16 protein-coding genes and 3 pseudogenes are annotated in these 18062 nt (G+C 32.3%); 4 read left to right on the top strand and 15 right to left on the bottom strand.

Features of this window, described 5'->3' with window-relative positions:
- Nucleotides 1–402 precede the first annotated feature (402 nt).
- Nucleotides 403–1260 carry an SDR family oxidoreductase gene (locus GM661_RS07620; protein WP_230869473.1) on the bottom strand — a complete coding sequence of 286 codons (858 nt, stop codon included), beginning with the start codon at nt 1258–1260 and terminating at the stop codon, nt 403–405.
- Between the two features lie 248 nt (nt 1261–1508).
- Nucleotides 1509–2054: a GNAT family N-acetyltransferase gene (locus tag GM661_RS07615; RefSeq protein ID WP_230869472.1), complete on the bottom strand. Its 546-nt coding sequence runs from the start codon at nt 2052–2054 to the stop codon at nt 1509–1511.
- Between the two features lie 306 nt (nt 2055–2360).
- Between GM661_RS07615 and GM661_RS07610 the strand changes: the two genes are divergently transcribed.
- Entirely contained in the window at nt 2361–2591 is a 231-nt protein-coding gene (locus tag GM661_RS07610) for a phage integrase N-terminal SAM-like domain-containing protein (protein WP_230869471.1), read from the top strand.
- A 210-nt stretch (nt 2592–2801) separates the two neighbouring features.
- Here GM661_RS07610 and GM661_RS07605 read toward each other — a convergent pair whose 3' ends face one another.
- From GM661_RS07605 to GM661_RS07595, 3 genes are all read right to left on the bottom strand, one after another.
- Nucleotides 2802–3026 (bottom strand): hypothetical protein, encoded by a 225-nt coding sequence (locus GM661_RS07605; protein WP_230869470.1) that lies wholly within the window; start codon nt 3024–3026, stop codon nt 2802–2804.
- Nucleotide 3027: 1 nt separating this feature from the next.
- The gene (locus GM661_RS07600; protein ID WP_230869469.1) at nt 3028–3510 is read right to left on the bottom strand and encodes a DUF3795 domain-containing protein; all 483 of its coding nucleotides are present in this window, start codon (nt 3508–3510) and stop codon (nt 3028–3030) included.
- A gap of 211 nt (nt 3511–3721) precedes the next feature.
- Nucleotides 3722–4198 (bottom strand): GNAT family N-acetyltransferase, encoded by a 477-nt coding sequence (locus GM661_RS07595; RefSeq protein ID WP_230869468.1) that lies wholly within the window; start codon nt 4196–4198, stop codon nt 3722–3724.
- Between the two features lie 301 nt (nt 4199–4499).
- On the opposite strand from GM661_RS07595, the gene GM661_RS07590 reads away from it, so the two are divergent.
- On the top strand, nt 4500–5348 hold the full coding sequence (locus GM661_RS07590; protein ID WP_230869467.1) for a tyrosine-type recombinase/integrase: 849 nt from the start codon (nt 4500–4502) through the stop codon (nt 5346–5348).
- Nucleotides 5341–6520: pseudogene (locus GM661_RS07580) on the top strand (IS91 family transposase). The gene GM661_RS07590 and the pseudogene GM661_RS07580 overlap by 8 nt, the downstream one beginning before the upstream one ends.
- Before the next feature lie 283 nt (nt 6521–6803).
- Here the strand turns inward: GM661_RS07580 and GM661_RS07575 are convergent.
- The 10 genes and pseudogenes from GM661_RS07575 to GM661_RS07525 all read right to left on the bottom strand — a co-directional run bounded on the left by GM661_RS07575 (nt 6804) and on the right by GM661_RS07525 (nt 15969).
- Nucleotides 6804–7352, bottom strand: coding sequence for a nucleoside phosphorylase (locus GM661_RS07575; RefSeq protein WP_230869464.1), 549 nt, complete (start codon nt 7350–7352; stop codon nt 6804–6806).
- Between the two features lie 399 nt (nt 7353–7751).
- The gene (locus tag GM661_RS07570) at nt 7752–8330 is read right to left on the bottom strand and encodes a class I SAM-dependent methyltransferase (protein WP_230869463.1); all 579 of its coding nucleotides are present in this window, start codon (nt 8328–8330) and stop codon (nt 7752–7754) included.
- 112 nt (nt 8331–8442) lie between these two features.
- Nucleotides 8443–9332: pseudogene (locus GM661_RS19160) on the bottom strand (group II intron maturase-specific domain-containing protein).
- 694 nt (nt 9333–10026) lie between these two features.
- Nucleotides 10027–10950: a S66 peptidase family protein gene (locus GM661_RS07555; protein WP_230869460.1), complete on the bottom strand. Its 924-nt coding sequence runs from the start codon at nt 10948–10950 to the stop codon at nt 10027–10029.
- 229 nt (nt 10951–11179) lie between these two features.
- Nucleotides 11180–11995 carry an MBL fold metallo-hydrolase gene (locus GM661_RS07550; RefSeq protein WP_230869459.1) on the bottom strand — a complete coding sequence of 272 codons (816 nt, stop codon included), beginning with the start codon at nt 11993–11995 and terminating at the stop codon, nt 11180–11182.
- A gap of 297 nt (nt 11996–12292) precedes the next feature.
- Complete coding sequence (locus GM661_RS07545) at nt 12293–12940, bottom strand: DUF998 domain-containing protein (RefSeq protein WP_230869458.1); 648 nt, start codon at nt 12938–12940, stop codon at nt 12293–12295.
- Nucleotides 12941–13119: 179 nt separating this feature from the next.
- Nucleotides 13120–13326, bottom strand: coding sequence for a GNAT family N-acetyltransferase (locus GM661_RS07540; RefSeq protein WP_230869457.1), 207 nt, complete (start codon nt 13324–13326; stop codon nt 13120–13122).
- Entirely contained in the window at nt 13310–13579 is a 270-nt protein-coding gene (locus GM661_RS07535; RefSeq protein ID WP_230869456.1) for a hypothetical protein, read from the bottom strand. Before GM661_RS07535 ends, GM661_RS07540 begins: the two co-directional genes overlap by 17 nt.
- Before the next feature lie 172 nt (nt 13580–13751).
- A complete protein-coding gene (locus GM661_RS07530) occupies nt 13752–14798 on the bottom strand; it encodes a Fic family protein (RefSeq protein WP_230869455.1) in 1047 nt (348 codons plus the stop codon).
- A 265-nt stretch (nt 14799–15063) separates the two neighbouring features.
- Nucleotides 15064–15969 carry a DUF4062 domain-containing protein gene (locus GM661_RS07525; RefSeq protein ID WP_230869454.1) on the bottom strand — a complete coding sequence of 302 codons (906 nt, stop codon included), beginning with the start codon at nt 15967–15969 and terminating at the stop codon, nt 15064–15066.
- Nucleotides 15970–16110: 141 nt separating this feature from the next.
- On the opposite strand from GM661_RS07525, the pseudogene GM661_RS19155 reads away from it, so the two are divergent.
- Nucleotides 16111–17547 (top strand): annotated as a pseudogene (locus tag GM661_RS19155) (DDE-type integrase/transposase/recombinase).
- The last annotated feature ends 515 nt before the right edge of the window (nt 17548–18062 follow it).

The following is an 18062-nucleotide window of genomic DNA, read 5'->3' as shown; positions in this document are numbered from 1 at the left end:
ACACCTCGTACAATATAAATAAACTCTATTTCTATAATTAGTGTGCAATGTTACAAATCGAGTAAGCCAGGGGATTTTCACCTCAAGCTTCTCACAGAACCGAACTTGAAAGTCTCTCTTCATCCGGCTCTTATCATTCAACCCATATTAATATTTCTATTCCGGTATTGCCAGTGTGCAAATAAATTAGGATCTCTCTTCTGCACTTCAGATAGCCATCTTTCTGCTCTCTTTCTGTGTCCTAAATCTTTTAAATTTACACATCGTCCATTTAACCAACCGCCTGTCTACACAGTCTAATGAATTTGATATTGTATTTTTTCATTATATCATGTCCGACGTTAGGAATGGAGCTGGCAATATATTGTTAAGCGATCGTACCAAATTATCTTTTATAATATCTTACATATGATTATTTTTTAAATTCCCATAAAATTCTTCCAGAGTATGTTTACCCTTTTCTGGAGCAATCATATCCATTGATAAGACAGTTAAGAAAAACTCTATTGATCCATAAAACTTTTGAGAAGTAAATGTTCTTATAATGAATAAGATAATTTTTCTTATCCAATTAGGTATATATGTTATCTTAATTTCTTTTTCTGCAATGTTAAAAGCAATACTAGCAATTTCATTTTGCGATAATGTCTCAGGCCCCCCTATATTTATCTCTTTTCTTGCATTCTCGATAGAGTTTACACATACTACTGCTAGATCTTCACCATGTATAGGATTTGCTTTATATTTTCCATCACCAAATAGATAAACACGTCCTTTTTGTGCCATATAAAAAATCTCTGACATGTCAGAGAAAAATCCATTTGGTCGAATGATACAATAATCAATACCAGATTTTTTTAATTCATTTACAAATAACTCTTTTGCTTCACATATTTTTAGATTTTTAAGTTTTTGCCCGTTTAATAAAGAAATATAAACAAATTTTTTTACACCACTTTTCTTTGCTTCTTTTAACAAATTCTTATTAGCTTGATAGTCAACATCCATATATGTAAGGCCATCTTTTTGTTTTGTAATTCCTACTGTAGAGATAACAAAATCAATATTATCACAACAATTATTGATTGATTCTAGCTTAGTTATTTCAGCTTCTATTACTTCAACTTTTTCATAATTTTTTTGTTCTAATTTTGTCCTATTTCGGACGATAACTCTTACCTCATGTTGTTGTCTTAAAAGCTCACTTAATATATAACCACCTAAGTATCCAGTTGCTCCTGCTAATAATATTTTACTCATATAATTATTCCTCCATATTGTAATTATTTTAATTTGGTATGTCGCCTAACGTCCCGAGCATTCCCGACGTTGTCGTCCCGTAGGGCTGGCATGGCTTTTGCTCATATATTACATGCATAATTAATGCAAAAGACATGACAGAGACAATGTCCCGTTAGGGTAGGCTGGTTTTTAGCCGTAATGGGATTGCGAAGGAATGAGCCGTCCCCATTAGATTAATTATCTTTAGAACGACACACTCAAATTTTTTATTCTAGGACATCACTTACCTTCAATCTCCAAACCATATGATCAGCACCTTCTCCCCAATAATTCTTTAAATAATACTCTGGACCTCCAAACTTCTTAATCCATATCTTCTGTGCAATTTTATATCCACTATCAAAACAAAACTCTTTTATTCCCTTGTTCTTTAATTCATTAAATATATGAATTAACATAATATTTCCTACACCTTTTCTTTGATACTCAGGATGCACAAAAACTGTTCCTATCTCTACTAGATCTTTTAATTCTCCATTCGTACATGTAATTATTAAATCATTAGATGGTCCATACTCAATAGAACCAACTATCATATCATCTATTGTAACTATAAGAAAATATCTTTTTTCACCATTACTTTCTATATCTTGATTTAAGCATTTTCTTTTATCCTCTATCTCTCCTTCCAAAGTTTCTACTAAATCAGCAATTCCATTTCTTTCAAATGTATCCCTAATTACAAGTTCAAAAAACTCATTTATGGAATCTATCTCTTCAATTCTTGGTCTTCGAACCACTAAATTCTGCATGTCATTTGACTCCTTAATTTATAATCAATACTTTACATTCACCAATCATTATCCACTAAAAAACAGGCTCATTCTTTCATATACGTATAGGTTTGCCGAAGTTCAGGGGGCCTTAGATAGCTCTTATTTAGGTACCTGAATTTAGGTGGAACGACGACAGGAGTGGAACTGGCAATACTGTGTTGAACAAAACTGCTGACGCAGTGGCTTTTTCCTAGCATAATATATAATTCCTCAAATAAGTCTATTTAATTTCACCACATCTTTATGTAAAATAGAATAAAAAATTTTAAGGAGATGTGGTTTATGACAGTTTTTAAAGAAAAAATGATTCAGGACATGAAGTTAAGAAATTTCAGTAGTAGAACCCAGGTTTGTTATCTCAGACATATTGAACATTTTGAGAAGTTCTTTGATTCTGATGCTGATTCTCTTAATTCAGATCATATCAGAGAATTTCTTGCTCATGCCATTGATATAAGAAATTTAAGTACAGGATATGTTAATCAGGCATATCGGTTTCAAATTCTTTGTTAAATTTACCTGAGTATTGGTGCTTTGTTCTAAAAGCATAAAAGGTATCAAATCCTTGCTTATGACCACTTCCATTTAACGTCCCGAGGGTTTAAGAAGTTCCTGAGTTTTAGGGCAACTGCCCTTAACGAAGGAATTTGGGTGAAACGACGTTAGGAGTGGAACTGGCAATACTGTGTTATGCGATCGTGCGACCGTTCATACTCTATCAACTTATTTTTCATTTCCTTTTTTAAAGTTTTCTGTAATTTTTGCCAGCAATAATTGTTTTTCTTTTTTATCTGCTCTACTTATTTTTAACAAAAGCTTACTTGCCTGCTTACCTTTTAATATTTTTACTTGTTTATCATACCAATAAATAAAAATCTTACCATCTTTTGTTGTTCTATAAGAAAATATTTGTTCATCTAATTTATTTCTCTTGTCAACATTACTCAATTTATTCACTCCATAAATATTTTAATTTTATTTCTTTTTCATCATCAATACAACTTTTAACATATCTGTTACAGTTTGAACACTTTTCATCATACCAGGAATATTTTTCTCCACATTCTGGACAACTCCATCTTTTTTCCTGCTCTTTTAACCATTTTTTTGTTCCGATTTTTTTTATATTATTAAGGTTATGTAAGACTATTGAATGATGTGGATTTTCATCATTCTTAAATTTTATTAAATCAGCACAGGGAAAATCTTCACATTGAAAACAATAATCTAGTTCTTTGCTTTCTGAACATAATTTAATTTGACAATCTTTACAAAATACTGAATTAGTATCTTTCTTACATCCGTTACAATATAAATCTTCTGAGTTCGTTTTCCATTTTTTTGCAGTTTCTTCTACTAAGTCTCTCTGATTAACTAAAAATATTTCGCAACTACCACAATATAATCCACAATAAGTATCTAATCTTTTCATTTGTTTTCCTCTCTTCCTAGCATGTCGCATAACGTACCAGGTATTTAAGAAGTTTCTGAACCTTAGCCAGACTTGGCTTGGTGAAGAAATTTGCATGGAGCGTAGCGGAATCTTAAATACCATGTTATGTGATGGACCCCCTACCCCCATATGCTTTTACATAATCATTTTTACTAGATTGTACAAAATACTAAATGTCTCATATATTATTTTAATCTATTTTCATTTCCATTTTTAAATATTGTGGCTTCATTCCCATATTTTCGTAAAACTTTATTGCTGATTTATTAAAAGACCAAACCATCAATTCTAAACTATCTATATCAAGCAATTTTATCCTTTTTAATGCTTCATTATAAACCATCTTTCCTATTCCTCTTCTCTTATAATCTTTATGAACACATAAATCTTCCATGTATGCAACCTTTCTAGAAACTAATATAGGATTCTCAGAAGGTTCTTTAATCGTAATTATACTTAAGGCTACAACCTTGTCTTGACATTCTGCTAAAAGCACAATCTTATTACTATTATTAACTATTTCTTTGAATTCCTCTTTTTTTAAAGGTTCATTTGTATCTACATAAATGTCTGGCCTGTTTTGACAGTGTAAATTATGAACTTGATTCATTAGTATCTTAATTTCATTATAGTCTTCAAAATTTGCTTCTCTTATTTTAACCTCCATTTTATTCACGTCCTTTTTTTAAAAAATCACATACATAACGTACAATACATACACTTACTTGGGGGTCTTTCGCATAACGTAACCGTATTGCTGAAGTCCATCAGACCTTAGATAGCTCCTATCTTGGTCTGATGGATTTGGACGAAATGACGTCAGGAATGGAGTCGGCAATATTTTGTTGAACAAAACTGCTAACGCAGTGGCTTTCTCCTAGCATAACATATAATCCTCAAATAAGTCTATTTAATTTCACCACATCTTTATGTAAAATAGAATAAAAAATTTTAAGGAGATGTGGTTTATGACAGTTTTCAAAGAAAAAATGATTCAGGACATGAAGTTAAGAAATTTCAGTAGTAGAACCCAGGTTTGTCATCTCAGACATATTGAACATTTTGAGAAGTTCTTTGATTCTGATGCTGATTCTCTTAATTCAGATCATATCAGAGAATTTCTTGCTCATGCCATTGATGTAAGAAATTTAAGTACAGGATATGTTAATCAGGCATATAGTGCTCTGCGCTTCTTTTTTGAGTCAACCCTTGATCAACACTGGGATATTAAGTATATTCCCAGAGCTAAAAAACAGAAAAAACTCCCTGTTATCCTCTCCAAAAAAGAAATTCAGGCTATTTTTGATAGGGTTAATAATCTTAAACACAAGACTATCTTCTATACTATTTATAGTGGTGGGTTGCGTGTTTCAGAAGTTGTTAGATTGAGAGTTAAAGATATTGATAGTTACAGTATGAAAATTATTGTTAATCAGAGTAAGGGCTATAAAGATAGACATACCCTCTTGTCAAATATTAATCTTGATATTCTACGTGATTATTACAGAGAATATAAACCTCAATACTGGCTTTTCCCGGGACAAAATCCTGAGATTCATTTGAGTTCCAGAACACCACAGAAAGAATTTCGTAAAGCCAGAATTGATGCGGGTATTGCAAAAGAGGCCTCTCTTCATACACTGAGACATTGTTTTGCTACTCATTTGCTTGATGCTGGCGTTGACCTTGTATATATTCAACAACTCATGGGACACGCCAGCATCAAAACAACTAGCTTGTATCTCCATTTAAGAGATACAATAGTGCTTAAGATAAAAAGCCCCCTTGATACCTTAAGCTATGATAAAAATGCCTGAGATTCAGGACATTTTAATCCAATATTGGGATGAGTTTAAAAAGAATTTTCCTGTCCACCATAATGCCTTTAATGTTATCCAGGCTTTGATTAACTGCCGTACTTCTGCTTTGGGTGCACATATTGATAAGTGTGTAGAATGCGGTCACTTAAGCATCTCATATAATTCCTGTCGTAACAGGCATTGTCCTAAATGTCAGGGCCTTGAGCGAGAACAGTGGATTCTTAAACAACAGGCTAATATGCTTAATGAAAAGTATTTTCATGTTGTTTTTACTGTTCCTGATGATTGATTTTAATTCTGTTGCTCTTAAAAATCAAAGAATTTTTTATTCGCTTCTCTTTAAGGCCGCTTCAGAGACATTGCAGGAACTTGCTCTTGATAAAAAATATCTTGGTGCACAAATCGGCATTACTGCTGTTTTGCATACCTGGGGACAGACTCTTTCTTTTCACCCTCATTTACATTGTATCATACCTGCAGGGGGATTATCATCTATTAATCAATGGATTAAGTCAAAAAATAATTTCTTTATGCCTGTTAAAGTTATTGCTAAAAAGTTCAGAGGTAAATTTCTGGCTTTCTTTAAAAAAGAAGTGTTAGCAGGTAATATTAATTTCTATGGTGATATTAATTTTTTAAATGATAATAGAAGTTATCAGGGTTTTATTGATACTTTGTACAATAAAAATTGGGTTGTCTTTTGTGAAAAGACTTTTAAAAATGCTTCCTATGTTGTTAACTATCTTGCTAAATATACAAATCGGGTTGTTATTGCCAATAACAAAATTGTTAAAGTGAAGAATCATCAGGTCACTTTTACGTATAAAGATTATAAGCATAAAAATAAAAAGAAATTTATGACACTCCATGTCTTTGAATTTATCAGAAGATTTCTTATGCATATCCTACCAAAGAGATTCAAAAAGATCCGTTACTTTGGTATTATGGGCAGTCGAAACCGAAAGACCAAACTTCTTTTATGTAAAAAACTTACCAGTACAAAGATTATTGAATATATTAGACTTTCTACTGATCAGCTTATTGAAAAACTCGGTCTTGAAATTAAAAAGTGTCCTGTATGTGGTTGTCATAAATTTGTTACTGAAGATGAGTTACCCAGAAACTTTAAAGGCCCTCCAGATCTAATTCTTAAATTTTATAAAAATTGACTTTATGGGGAGGGGGAACTTGCATCCCTGGGTTGCTATTTTTTAGTTTTTTTCTTGTTATTTCTTGGGTTCTTATTTATGTTTATATCTTTTATTTAATTTTAATGATTTGAAGATTTATTAAAAATCCATAGATTAATATCTTGAGCGCCGCAGCTTCGTTCAACAAAGTATTTCCTCAATTGTATCTCATAGTTTAGCAGATTTGAAAAGCTCAAATCATATTTATTATTATTGATTTGGGTTTTCTTTTTGGCTCAATTGCGGAAATACTCCTGATTTGTTAGACGATGTAACCCGCCACAAACTTAATACACAAATCAATAGCCTTTTTTCTATCATTATTGAAACTTTTAGAACCCCAGTTCCAATCCTCTTTATCATCTAAATTATGTTTATCTGATACTATAAGTATAGATACTGCAGGTATCTTATAATAAGAACAAACCGCTAGCAAAGCAGATGATTCCATATCTATTCCTAAAATACTTTCTTCTCTCCAACTCTTTTCTTTATTTATTGTTTGTCTATAAACTGCATCTGTACTAACTGTCTTACCAGTAAATGTTTTTTTCTCATAATGTTTTGTAAAAAAATTCTCAGCTTTATGCAATAATTCTATATCTGGTTCAGAATTAATCCCACTTTTTAAATAATGATAAGAAGTTCCTTCTTCTCTAATTACTTCTTTAGGAATTATTAAATCTCCTACCTCTAAATCTTTCCCAATTCCTCCACACATCCCAAAGATAACAACTCTTTTTGTACCCATTGCAATAATAGTTTCTAGTGTATCAATTGCGGCAGGCGAACCATATCCTCCTTGAATCAAATTAAGATCTTCATTATTTTTAAATTTTAAACATTTTGGATTATATAAAAATCCAGGTAATTTATCTATTAATATAGATGTGTCATAATTTTCTTCAATATATGGTATAGCTATGCCTGTTTCAAATAATAATGTAGTATTACCTAACTTAATATTGTAATTCTGATATCCATGAGAACTTTTTATGTGTTCTTGGGCTGAGATAATTGTTTTGCTATCGTCATTTGGATTAAACCAATCTTTTATTTTTAACAGTCCTTTCCCACTAGGGTTATTTCGTCTAACGTAACCGAGTTTACGAAGTTCCTGAGCCTTAGCCAGACTTGGCTTAGGTTCAGGAATTTGGGTGCAACGACGTCAGGAGTGGAACCGCAAACTTTTTGTTAGACGATTGTATGCCTATTCCTTTTCACATATAAACATAAAATAACTTTTATTTTCTATTCTTATATTTTTAAAATTATATTTCTTACTTAAGGATATTAGTGTCTCATCATTAGGAATTGGTTCTCTTACTGGTTTATAACCTATTTTTTTATGATGTTTTTTTAATTCCTCTCTTGTCTTAGAATGTACTATTATAAATTTCCCGTTTGATTTTAAATTGTTGTATGAATTATCAAATACATTATCTAACTTTTTAAAATGTGGTATGCTATCAAATATAATTATTATATCAAAATTTTCGTCTAGGGATATTCTCGATTCATAATCTGCTTGTCTAACATCAGCCTCTGGGTGTAATCTTGTGAATTCTTTTATCATATTTTCTGCAATATCAATTCCTATATATTTGCTAATCCCCACTTTTTTAAGAATCCTATATAATATTCCTGTTCCTGCTCCAACATCTAAAACTGTGTCGTTTTCAACTTTTAATCTATCAATAAAATCTTTTGCTACATCAATACTATTTTGATCATCAGTCCAAGATTTTGCATTCTTATTAAAAAATTTTATTTCTTCTTGTTTATTCATTTAAAACAACTCCCATTTTCTACAGTCTAGGCATAGGTAAGTAGCCCGAGGGAATTCCACCCTCAGGCCCTCTCAGAACCGGACGTGAACCTCTCGGCTCATCCGGCTCCCATTATTCAGCCGTTGGTAATATTCCCATCTTCCAATGTGCAAATAATCTTTTCATTTTCTTTGCTATACGTCCCATCCAGCGTTCTGCTCGCCGTCTATGCCTGGTCAACTTCTTGTATTTTCTTCTCGCCCAGTGCACCAAAGCTCTGTTCAAGTGTTTTAATACCGGATATAATGCAGATTTATAATAACGACCGTAATAATTTATCCAACCACGAATTATAGGATTATACATTCTGGATATATCTATTAATTCTATATCTGGTCTAAGATGTATCCGCCAGTTTCTGATAACCTGTCTCATTGCTTTACATGCTTTGTTACTCACAGCAGGTGTAAAGTTAATGAAATACTTACCATAACGATTCTTTGACCTCCTAGGTCTGAATGTATATCCAAGAAAATCAAATTTTATATTTTCATGCTCTTCCCTACGGTCATCATCTTTACAGTACACTATTCTTGTTTTATCAGGATGCAGTTCTAATTTACATTCTCTTAATCTTTGTTTTAATTGCTTGTGTATTATTTCTGCCTCCATTCCGAATTATTCCTACAGCATCTATTGCTGATTTCCCAGGTCTATACCCATAGGAGTCTTCGTAAAAGTATGGTTCTACTATTGGCTCAAAGAATATCTTCGCTGTCATCTGAGCAATTCTATCCTCTACTGTTGGTACTCCTAGCCTTCTTATTCCACCATTCTTCTTTGGTATTTCTACCACTTTTACTGATGATGGAAAATAGCTACCAGAAGACATCCTGTTCCATATCTTGTAAAGGTTATCCTTTAGATTTTCTTCAAACTGTTCTATTGTTTGATTATCAATTCCTGCCGCACCTTTTATATACTAATTGTTTTGGAATATTAAACGACTTTGCTTTGTTCATTTAGCTCCTCCCATTCCTGGTTGACTAACGTTCAAAACTGAATAACACAATTCCTTTACTCCACTTCCATTACAGAAGCTTCATCATTACTATTAACTGTTCCGCCCCTATATTCTGCATCGGTACTTTCATTCTTGTGGAGTCTCCACTTGAATTTTTCCTTTAACATCAGAATCGTAGGTTCCCACGTTCCATACAAAAGCCTGTACTATGTTCACGCCACCTTCATGCCGGTCACCACCTGGACAGTAAACAGGTTTCCTCCAGATTTATCCCAGATTAACGACTCCCCCCTGGTTTTGATGACATCCCTACGCTTTCGACACTTTATTCAGTGGTTCTCTTTTATTCGTCTCCATAGCACCTACCTGACAAAGTCTAGCTCTGCCTTTTCCTTAACGCTCACTACCATAGCTTTTGGCTACAGCAGCTTAAGGTAGTTTGAAACCTCCACCTGTATGGCGGTTCCGAGGGGCCCACCCTCATCTTTTGTATAGCACGGCCCTATATATGCTGCAGTTCCTGCAGCATATATATGCCTTCGTGGCGCACTGTCGTCTAACGTATCCGTATTTCCGAAGTCCAGCAACCCTTAGATAGCTCCTATCTTGGGTTGCTGGATTTGGGTGCAGAGACGAAGGAACGAAACCGGAAATATATTGTTAGGCGAAGTCCAACTGCTTTCATAGTATTCCTACGTCAGAAATTTATTAATTATTTTAATTTCATTTTTATTTGTGTCAATATTTACTTCGGCTCCAATAGGTAATACAGAATTAAAGCAATTATGTCCAAAATCTGGTGCTTTTAATATAGGTATATTTTTATCCCCTATCTTTTTTAATAAAATCTCTTCTAAATTAGTTGGTTTCTTATCATTATTGTCTATTCCATCAATATAACCTATAATTATTCCATTAATTTTTTCAAAAATCCCTATATGCTCTACTTGGGTTAATAAAGAATCAAGGCTATCTAATTCTTCAGTTATATCTTCAATAAATAAAATACTATCCTTGAAATCAGGGAAATATTCTGTTCCTGATAACTTTAAAAGACAACGCAAATTACCTCCAACTAATTTTCCAGAAGCATTTCCTTTTAATAATTCCTCTCTTTTCTTGTTTGACGGTAATATTTCCTTTTTAGATAAGACAAATCTATTTATAAATTCTTCTTTATCATAATTACTTGGATTTTTTCCAAAACCCCAAATTACATCATTACCATGGAATGTAACTAATCCGGTTTTTTTATAGATTGCATTTAATAATACTGAGATATCACTTATTCCAGTAAATATTTTAGGATTTCCTTTTATAATATCCCAGTCTATCAAACTCAAGCAAGAATTACTTGTATTTCCTCCTTGCGCACAAATAATTGCTCTTATATCTTCATTCATAAACATGTCATGCAGATCATCAACTTTCTCTTGAGGAGTAGCAGAATAATTCATAGAATTCGAAAAAATATTATCCGATATTTCTACTTTGAAGCCAAGTTTCTCGATAAAATTTATGCCATTATAGAAAATGTCTTTTAAATCATCGGTAATTGGGTTTGACGGTGCAATGATTCCTATTTTATCACCATAATTTAATTTGTTAGCTAACATTATCACACCTCTATTCTAGTTGGATTTCGCCTAACGTAACCGTATTTGCTAAGTCCATCAACCCTTAGTTAGCTCATAACTTGGGTTGATGGATTTGGGTGCAGAGACGAAGGAACGGAACCGGAAATATTGTTAGGCAATGGAATCAATGGCTACTTCCAATAACAACTTCTTATTATATTGATGATTAAGTCCACCTAAATGTATTATCTCATTATAATTATATTGCTCATAATCTTTCCAGTATCTCATAACTCAATGTCCGAAATACCTGACAAAAATTATTAAATCCATCCTGCCCGATAATATAAATATTGGGCATATAGTCCATTCTTGCTTTTGAATACATGATTCGTTCCAGGCCGTTATCCACAGCTATATGATTGCTTAAAGCCACATCTACTTTTTTACTCATTGCTTCATCGATAAAATAATCTAATGACTTGATATATTGTTTCACTTCATCCTTCGTCCACGGCGGTGTTGTACCTCCCCATAATGCTGCCATATGTATTTCTCCACCTTCTTTTACAGGAAATATGTAACTTAATCCTCCCGGAGTATGACCCGGTGTGTCATAAACATATATTGTTTTATCACCTAACGTTATGGTATCACCGTCACGAATATAAACATCAATATTATAATCTTTCCACGTTTCTGGTCTATCAGGTTTTGTTGGGTGTTCTCTCCAAAAATTATCATCTATTTCAGAAAGATATGTGTTAACGTGATATTTTTCAACAAACCATTTCCCACATCCTGTATGATCAACATATCCATGTGTTAGAACCAGTTTTTTTATTGTCTCAGGATTCCACCCTACATCTTTAATTGCATCTATAATTGCCCCAAAAGCTTCTTTTGCAGGCCAAATAGCATCTATTACTATGAGCCCTTCGCTTGTCTTTAGTATAAAACAATTCGTTTGTTTTTGTGCAACAATTAACAAGTCGTCAAAAATCTTAGCATGGATAAAGAATGACATATCCTCCATTTCTTTGATTGTTTCCATAGTAATAACAGGTTTATTTAATCTATTCATTTATATACACTCCTCTGTACAATATTATTTTTATAGTTGCGCAGAGGATAAACAATTCTTGGGGTGCATGCGCAAAAATATTTTCATGACTTCACCTTCTTCTCTACAAATTTATCATTTCATTTTTCTATATTACCATAATCATTATGTAAAAGAAAATAATTGATTCTTTCGCCTAACGTCTCCGTATTGCCGAAGTTCATGAGTTCTAGCCAGACTTGGCTTGAATTCATGAATTTGGGTGCAGCGACAGCGGAACCGGCAATATTTTGTTATGTGAAGTCACTCATTATCTTGTTATTTAACACTATCTTTCATAATATACTTAATAGCAATGATTAATAATGGCATATACATACTTGCCAGTAATAATCGTTGCCAAAGTCCACTTAAACCCACTATAGTATTTTGATACGATTCTTTTTCTGAAACTACAAATAAAACAAATAAAACAAGACTAATTAAGAAAAAAATAAGTGATATTATTACAGTTGTATTATCATTACTCTTATACAAAAGAAAACATACTATTAACGGAATAAATGTCAAAGCTATAAATCCTAATCCTGCCCCAATTCCATGAACTTTAGAAGCAAGAGTTTCTAATTCTTTACTTGCATTTACACTAAATATACCAGATAAAATACCAGCACCTATTGCAAAAATCAATAGTAAAATAAATCCTATCATTGCATAACTTTTAGACACTGAAGAAAAAACAATATAAAAATTTATAGCAGAATAAATAAATAATAATCCTAAAATTACTAACCAAATATTATAAATTATTGAAACAGGACTTTGAGGACTACCCAAAACACTCATAACTTGTTTAGTATGGCTATATTTAGGATAATAGAACGACAATACATAAGCAACTATAAAATCTCCTAAAATTGCTATTATTAAAATAGCCCAACTTAACTTAGAATTCCATAAATTCATAAATAAACCTCCAATATAAATATTATACTTACGATTTCACATAACGTCCCGCAGGTTTACGAAGTCCATCAGACTTAGATAGCTCTTATCTTAGTCTGATGGATTTGGGTGCAGCGTAGCGGAACCGTAAACCTTGCTGTTATATGATGTCGAAACTCTCCTGTGAGTTATCTAGTCTATTATTTTAAACTCATGTAGAAAACAGTTGTTTCTTCCCCATATTCATCAACTGTATTTTCTAAAAATGTCCATCCTCTTTTTTGGTAATACTCTGCTGTATGCTCTGTTCTTAAATAAATTTTAGTATAACCCATCTCTTTACACTTCTTAAATACAGTATTAATTAATGCTTCAGCAATTTTATTTCCCCTAAAATTTTCCAGCAAGCCATGGTGTTAGATCTTCTCTTGTACCTAAGTCATTATCAAAAATAGAAATAACTCCAGCACACATTCCATTAACAATAGCAATAAATGAAATAGGAAATTCATCTATATTTCTATTTTTAAACCTTTCTATGACGAATTCTAGAGACTTTTCTCCTTTTTCTTCAACAAATTCTTTGTATATCCAATTCGATACTTTTTCTACACTATCCAGATGATATACTATATTATCAATTTTCATGTTTACCACCACAATAATAACCCCCTCTTTTGTTTGTAAGTTTTTGAGTTTCGATTTCATATAACATATAGGTATTGCCGAAGTTGATGAACCTTAGTCAGACTTGACTTAGGTTCATGCATTTGGGTGCAGTGACGAAGGAACGGAACTGGCAATACTGTGTTATACGAAGTACCGGTCACCTTCACTTAAGTCTTTTCCATTTTGCATTTCTTCCTTTACCTAAAACTTCTATGACTTCTTCGTCTTTTAATTTACTAAAAACCCTATTAATTGTAGATTCTGAAACATCAGGACATGCATTTCTTATATCTTCTTTTGTAAAGATTCCTAATACACTCTTTATTGCCTCTTCTACCCTATCACTCTTGTTTCCACTTCTGCTTCTTATTAATCCTACTCTTTGTTCAAATTCTTTATAAGCTGCTAATAAAGTTCCTAAAAAGTAATCTAACCATATAAACAAATTATGATTGCCTTTATGCCAGCCTATTGATGATTGATTAAGTGTTTCATAATAACTAGCTTTACTTTCCTCTATTATCTTCTCTAAACTAATATATCTTCCAACTATATAATCGTACTTATATAATAGTAACAATGTTAGTAGTCTTGATATTCTACCATTTCCATCATTAAATGGATGAATACATAAAAAGTCTAGGATAAATGTTCCTATTAAAATCAATGGCTCAATTTTTTCTTCTTTCATCCCATTATTTAAGTAATCACATAACCCCGTCATATAATTAGGAGTATCAGAAGCAGGCACTGGTCTAAATCTTACAAACTTCTCCCCAGTAGGTAAAATCTCTCCAATTATATTATCTTGATTTTTCCATTTGCCACCTTCAGCTGAAATATATTTATAAAGATCTCTATGTAATTGTAATATAATATTTGAATTTATTGGAATAGCATCAAAAGAAGTATGTATTGTATTTAATACATCTCTATAACCAGCAATTTCTCCTTCAGAACGATCTTGAAGCCTAGTATCATCTTTCATAATAGCTCTTAGTCGCTTATCTGTCACAACTATTCCCTCAATACTGTTTGATGCTTTCGTACTTTGTATAATTGCTACATCTTTTAATCTTTCTAATGCTTGTGGTGCTTGGTCTATATATAAATCTTGTTTTCCTTTATATTCATTTATTTTACCTATTAACCTAACAATATTCATTGGTATATTCTCATTAACTAGTTTTTTATCTTTAAATGACATCATAAACATAGTCACCCCTTCTTTATTATGCTCACCACAACTTTTATGACCATGTTTAGTATACCATAATATTATTCATTTTACCACAAACATGTTCATTTAAACTTATATATGAGTATGATAATTTGTTTTTATCTACATAGATATTTCGTGTAACGTACCAGGGGTTTAAGAAGTTCAAGTGTCTTACATAGCTCTTATGTTAGACACTTGAATTTGGGCGAAACGATAGTGGAGCCGTAAACCTTGCTGTTATATGAGCGTTGGACTAAAATGGCACATCAAAATATTCATCAACATTCTCAATTTCTTCCACGTTAATTTCAACATATGTTTTATTCCATTCTCCTTGTTTTACTGGCTTTAATTCCCCATCATTATCAAATATACTTGGATTTATTTTTAAAATTCTCTTCTCTCCTGAACTTTGCTTTTTATACATTATTTCAAAAACATCGCCTTCTAATATCTCAACCTCTTCATAACCAAATGACTTTAATAATGTATCAAGTTCTTTTCTATTAGTAAAAAATATTCTTATGGGAATATTTGTTTTCTGAGATATTTGTGTAAATACAGGATGGCTTTGAACCATAATATTCTTTATTGTTTCATCCCGTTCTCGCGTAGTATATTCTATAAGCTGCGAAAGAGTTTCAGCAGTAGATTTTAAATTTTTACTAAGCATATAATTTACTCTTCTAGATTCATCTTCTAAAAATCTCTGAAATAGTCCTGCCCATTGTGACCTAAGATAATTTGTTATATCACTTACTTTTGAAAATCCTACCACTGTATTATAAGTGGGATAATTATAAACTTCTTTTAAGAATTTATATATTTGAATATTATCAACATATTCTGGCATAAAATTTTCATTTGCTTCATTTTTTAAATAAGTTTTATATTCAACGAGAACACTTTGTTGTACAAAAATATATATCTGCTTATTTAATTCATGAGCTACTTTCAATTCTTTTTGAGAAATTGAATAGGGTTCCTCTTTAGATGCAGATCCATATCTTCCTCCAATAATATTAATTAAGATATCTACATTATTGATTTCTCTATAACAATAATCCTCAAGAGTTTTTTTCTTGCCATAAGGTATATCCCCTCCCTCATTTTTTACAGCTTCATACCCTAACTCCCTTATGAATTTCCGTAATGTCAAAAAATCTTTTAAAATATATTGTCAAAACCCTGTTGTTGTAGGGATTTGAGTTTAAAAACTTGTCACCCCCCTCTTTTTGAGGTATATTTAGGTTGCATATTTACCTTTATTAACCAAAAAACAAAAGGCGGGTGACAAACTTTGAAACAAATTATTAATGTCTTACTTACTTATATTCAAATTCAATATCATATTATTTGCTATCTCTTGACTTTACTTGTTAGTAAAGACTTCATGCCCAAAGATGAGATTCCCATCAGCAAGAAATATCATCATCTTCAAGTTGATGATTTACCCATTATTGAAGTCCTGGAAAAGCTTGATTACCAAGAACTAATAATTGCTTACGAACAGGAACATGGTAAACCTCTTAAACCTGTCAGACGACGTAACGCCAAATACAAAGTTCCTGAGTCTATGACCTGCCCAAGATGTGGTGCCCCATATATTTATCTTTATGATAATACTGGTGGTCGTGGTCAATATCTCTGTAAAATTTGTAAGACTAATTTTAATGATAAAAATCGCTTTTCTAAAACTGTTATCTTTAAGTGTCCCCATTGCTCTCGTACTCTAGAACAAATTAAAGAGCGTAAGAATTTCTATATCTACAAATGCAAGAATGATGACTGATCTTTTTATCTTAAAAACCTTAGATCCATGAGTAAAGAAGAGAAAAAACACTTTAAAAAATATCCCCATAAGTTTAAAGTTAGATACATTTACAGAGAATTTGACTTTGACTTTCAACCATTGAGCAAGGAGTCTCCAGATTTACCTAAAGTTGATATCTCAGGAATACATTCTTCACCACATACTCTGGGGTTAATCCTTACTTACTATGTTAATTATGGTCTTTCTTCTCGCAACGTAGCTGCTATCATGGAAGATGTTCATAATGTTAATATCTCTCATCAAACTGTAATTAACTATGCTGATTCAGTTGGTTATCTAGTTAAACCCTATTTAGATAATTATCCTTATGAGCTTTCTGACTCTTTCTGTGGTGATGAAACCTACATTAAGGTTTATGGCAAGTGGCAGTATATTTTCTTCTTCTTTGATGCTGTGAAAAAGATTATTCTATCTTACCATGTCTCACCTAATAGAGATACACCTTCTGCAATTAAAGCTATTAATGATGTCCTTACTAAGATGGATACTATCCCTGATAACCTCAACTTCGTAGTTGACGGTAATCCTATCTATCTTCTGGCTAAACATTATTTCTATCAACAGGGTATTAATTTTGATATCACCCAGGTTATCGGCCTTACTAATGACGACCCTGTCTCAAAGAAAAATCGACCTCTAAAACAAATTATTGAAAGACTCAATAGAACTTTTAAAAAAAGCTACAGATCAAGATGTGGTTTTAAGTCTTCTAAAGGATCAGTATCATACGTGAACCTTTTTGCAGCATACTTCAATTTCTTAAGACCACATTCAGCTCTAGAAAAAAAAGTACCTGTAACTGTACCTCAGCTTATTAATCTGCCTAACATGCCTGCAAGATGGGGCAAGTTGATTGAACTAGCTCAAGAGCATATACTCTACGAGCAACAGCATTCTGCTTAATCTTTATATCTATTTAGCAGAACCCGAGGCAGCTAAAAGCTTTATCTAAGCATTGGCGAAGCGAACCCTTTACAAACCGAACCAGACAAATGCTAAAATTGAAGTACGAGGGTTGGCTAGTTTGCTATGCTCTTTATATCCATCCCCTTCACCCTCGCTACTTACCAGCAGCATTTGGATGGTGTTTATCAAGGGTTATGCAACGATCCAACCAGTAAAAATTACTTAAAAGACTAAAGTCTGTCTCCAACATCACTTTTTCATAGATTTTTTGACACTACCTGAATTTCTCTAAATCATTTCTAATATGTTTAAGATCATAGTATGTACTACTAATAAACACACGTGGTTTTGCCATATAATTACCCCCTTAATATCGCTTGTCCAATGTCATATAACGTTTCCGGGGTTTAAGAAGTTCATGAGATTTAGGGGTCGAGTAAGCGGGGCTTTACAACCCCAACTCCTCACAGAACCGTACGTGCCCTATTTAGGCATACGGCTCTTCACTCGAT

Source organism: Iocasia fonsfrigidae, assembly GCF_017751145.1.
GTDB classification, from domain to species: Bacteria; Bacillota; Halanaerobiia; order Halanaerobiales; family DTU029; genus Iocasia; species Iocasia fonsfrigidae.
Note: the sequence above shows the minus strand (reverse complement) of the source record. Positions and strands in the feature narration are given on the sequence as shown.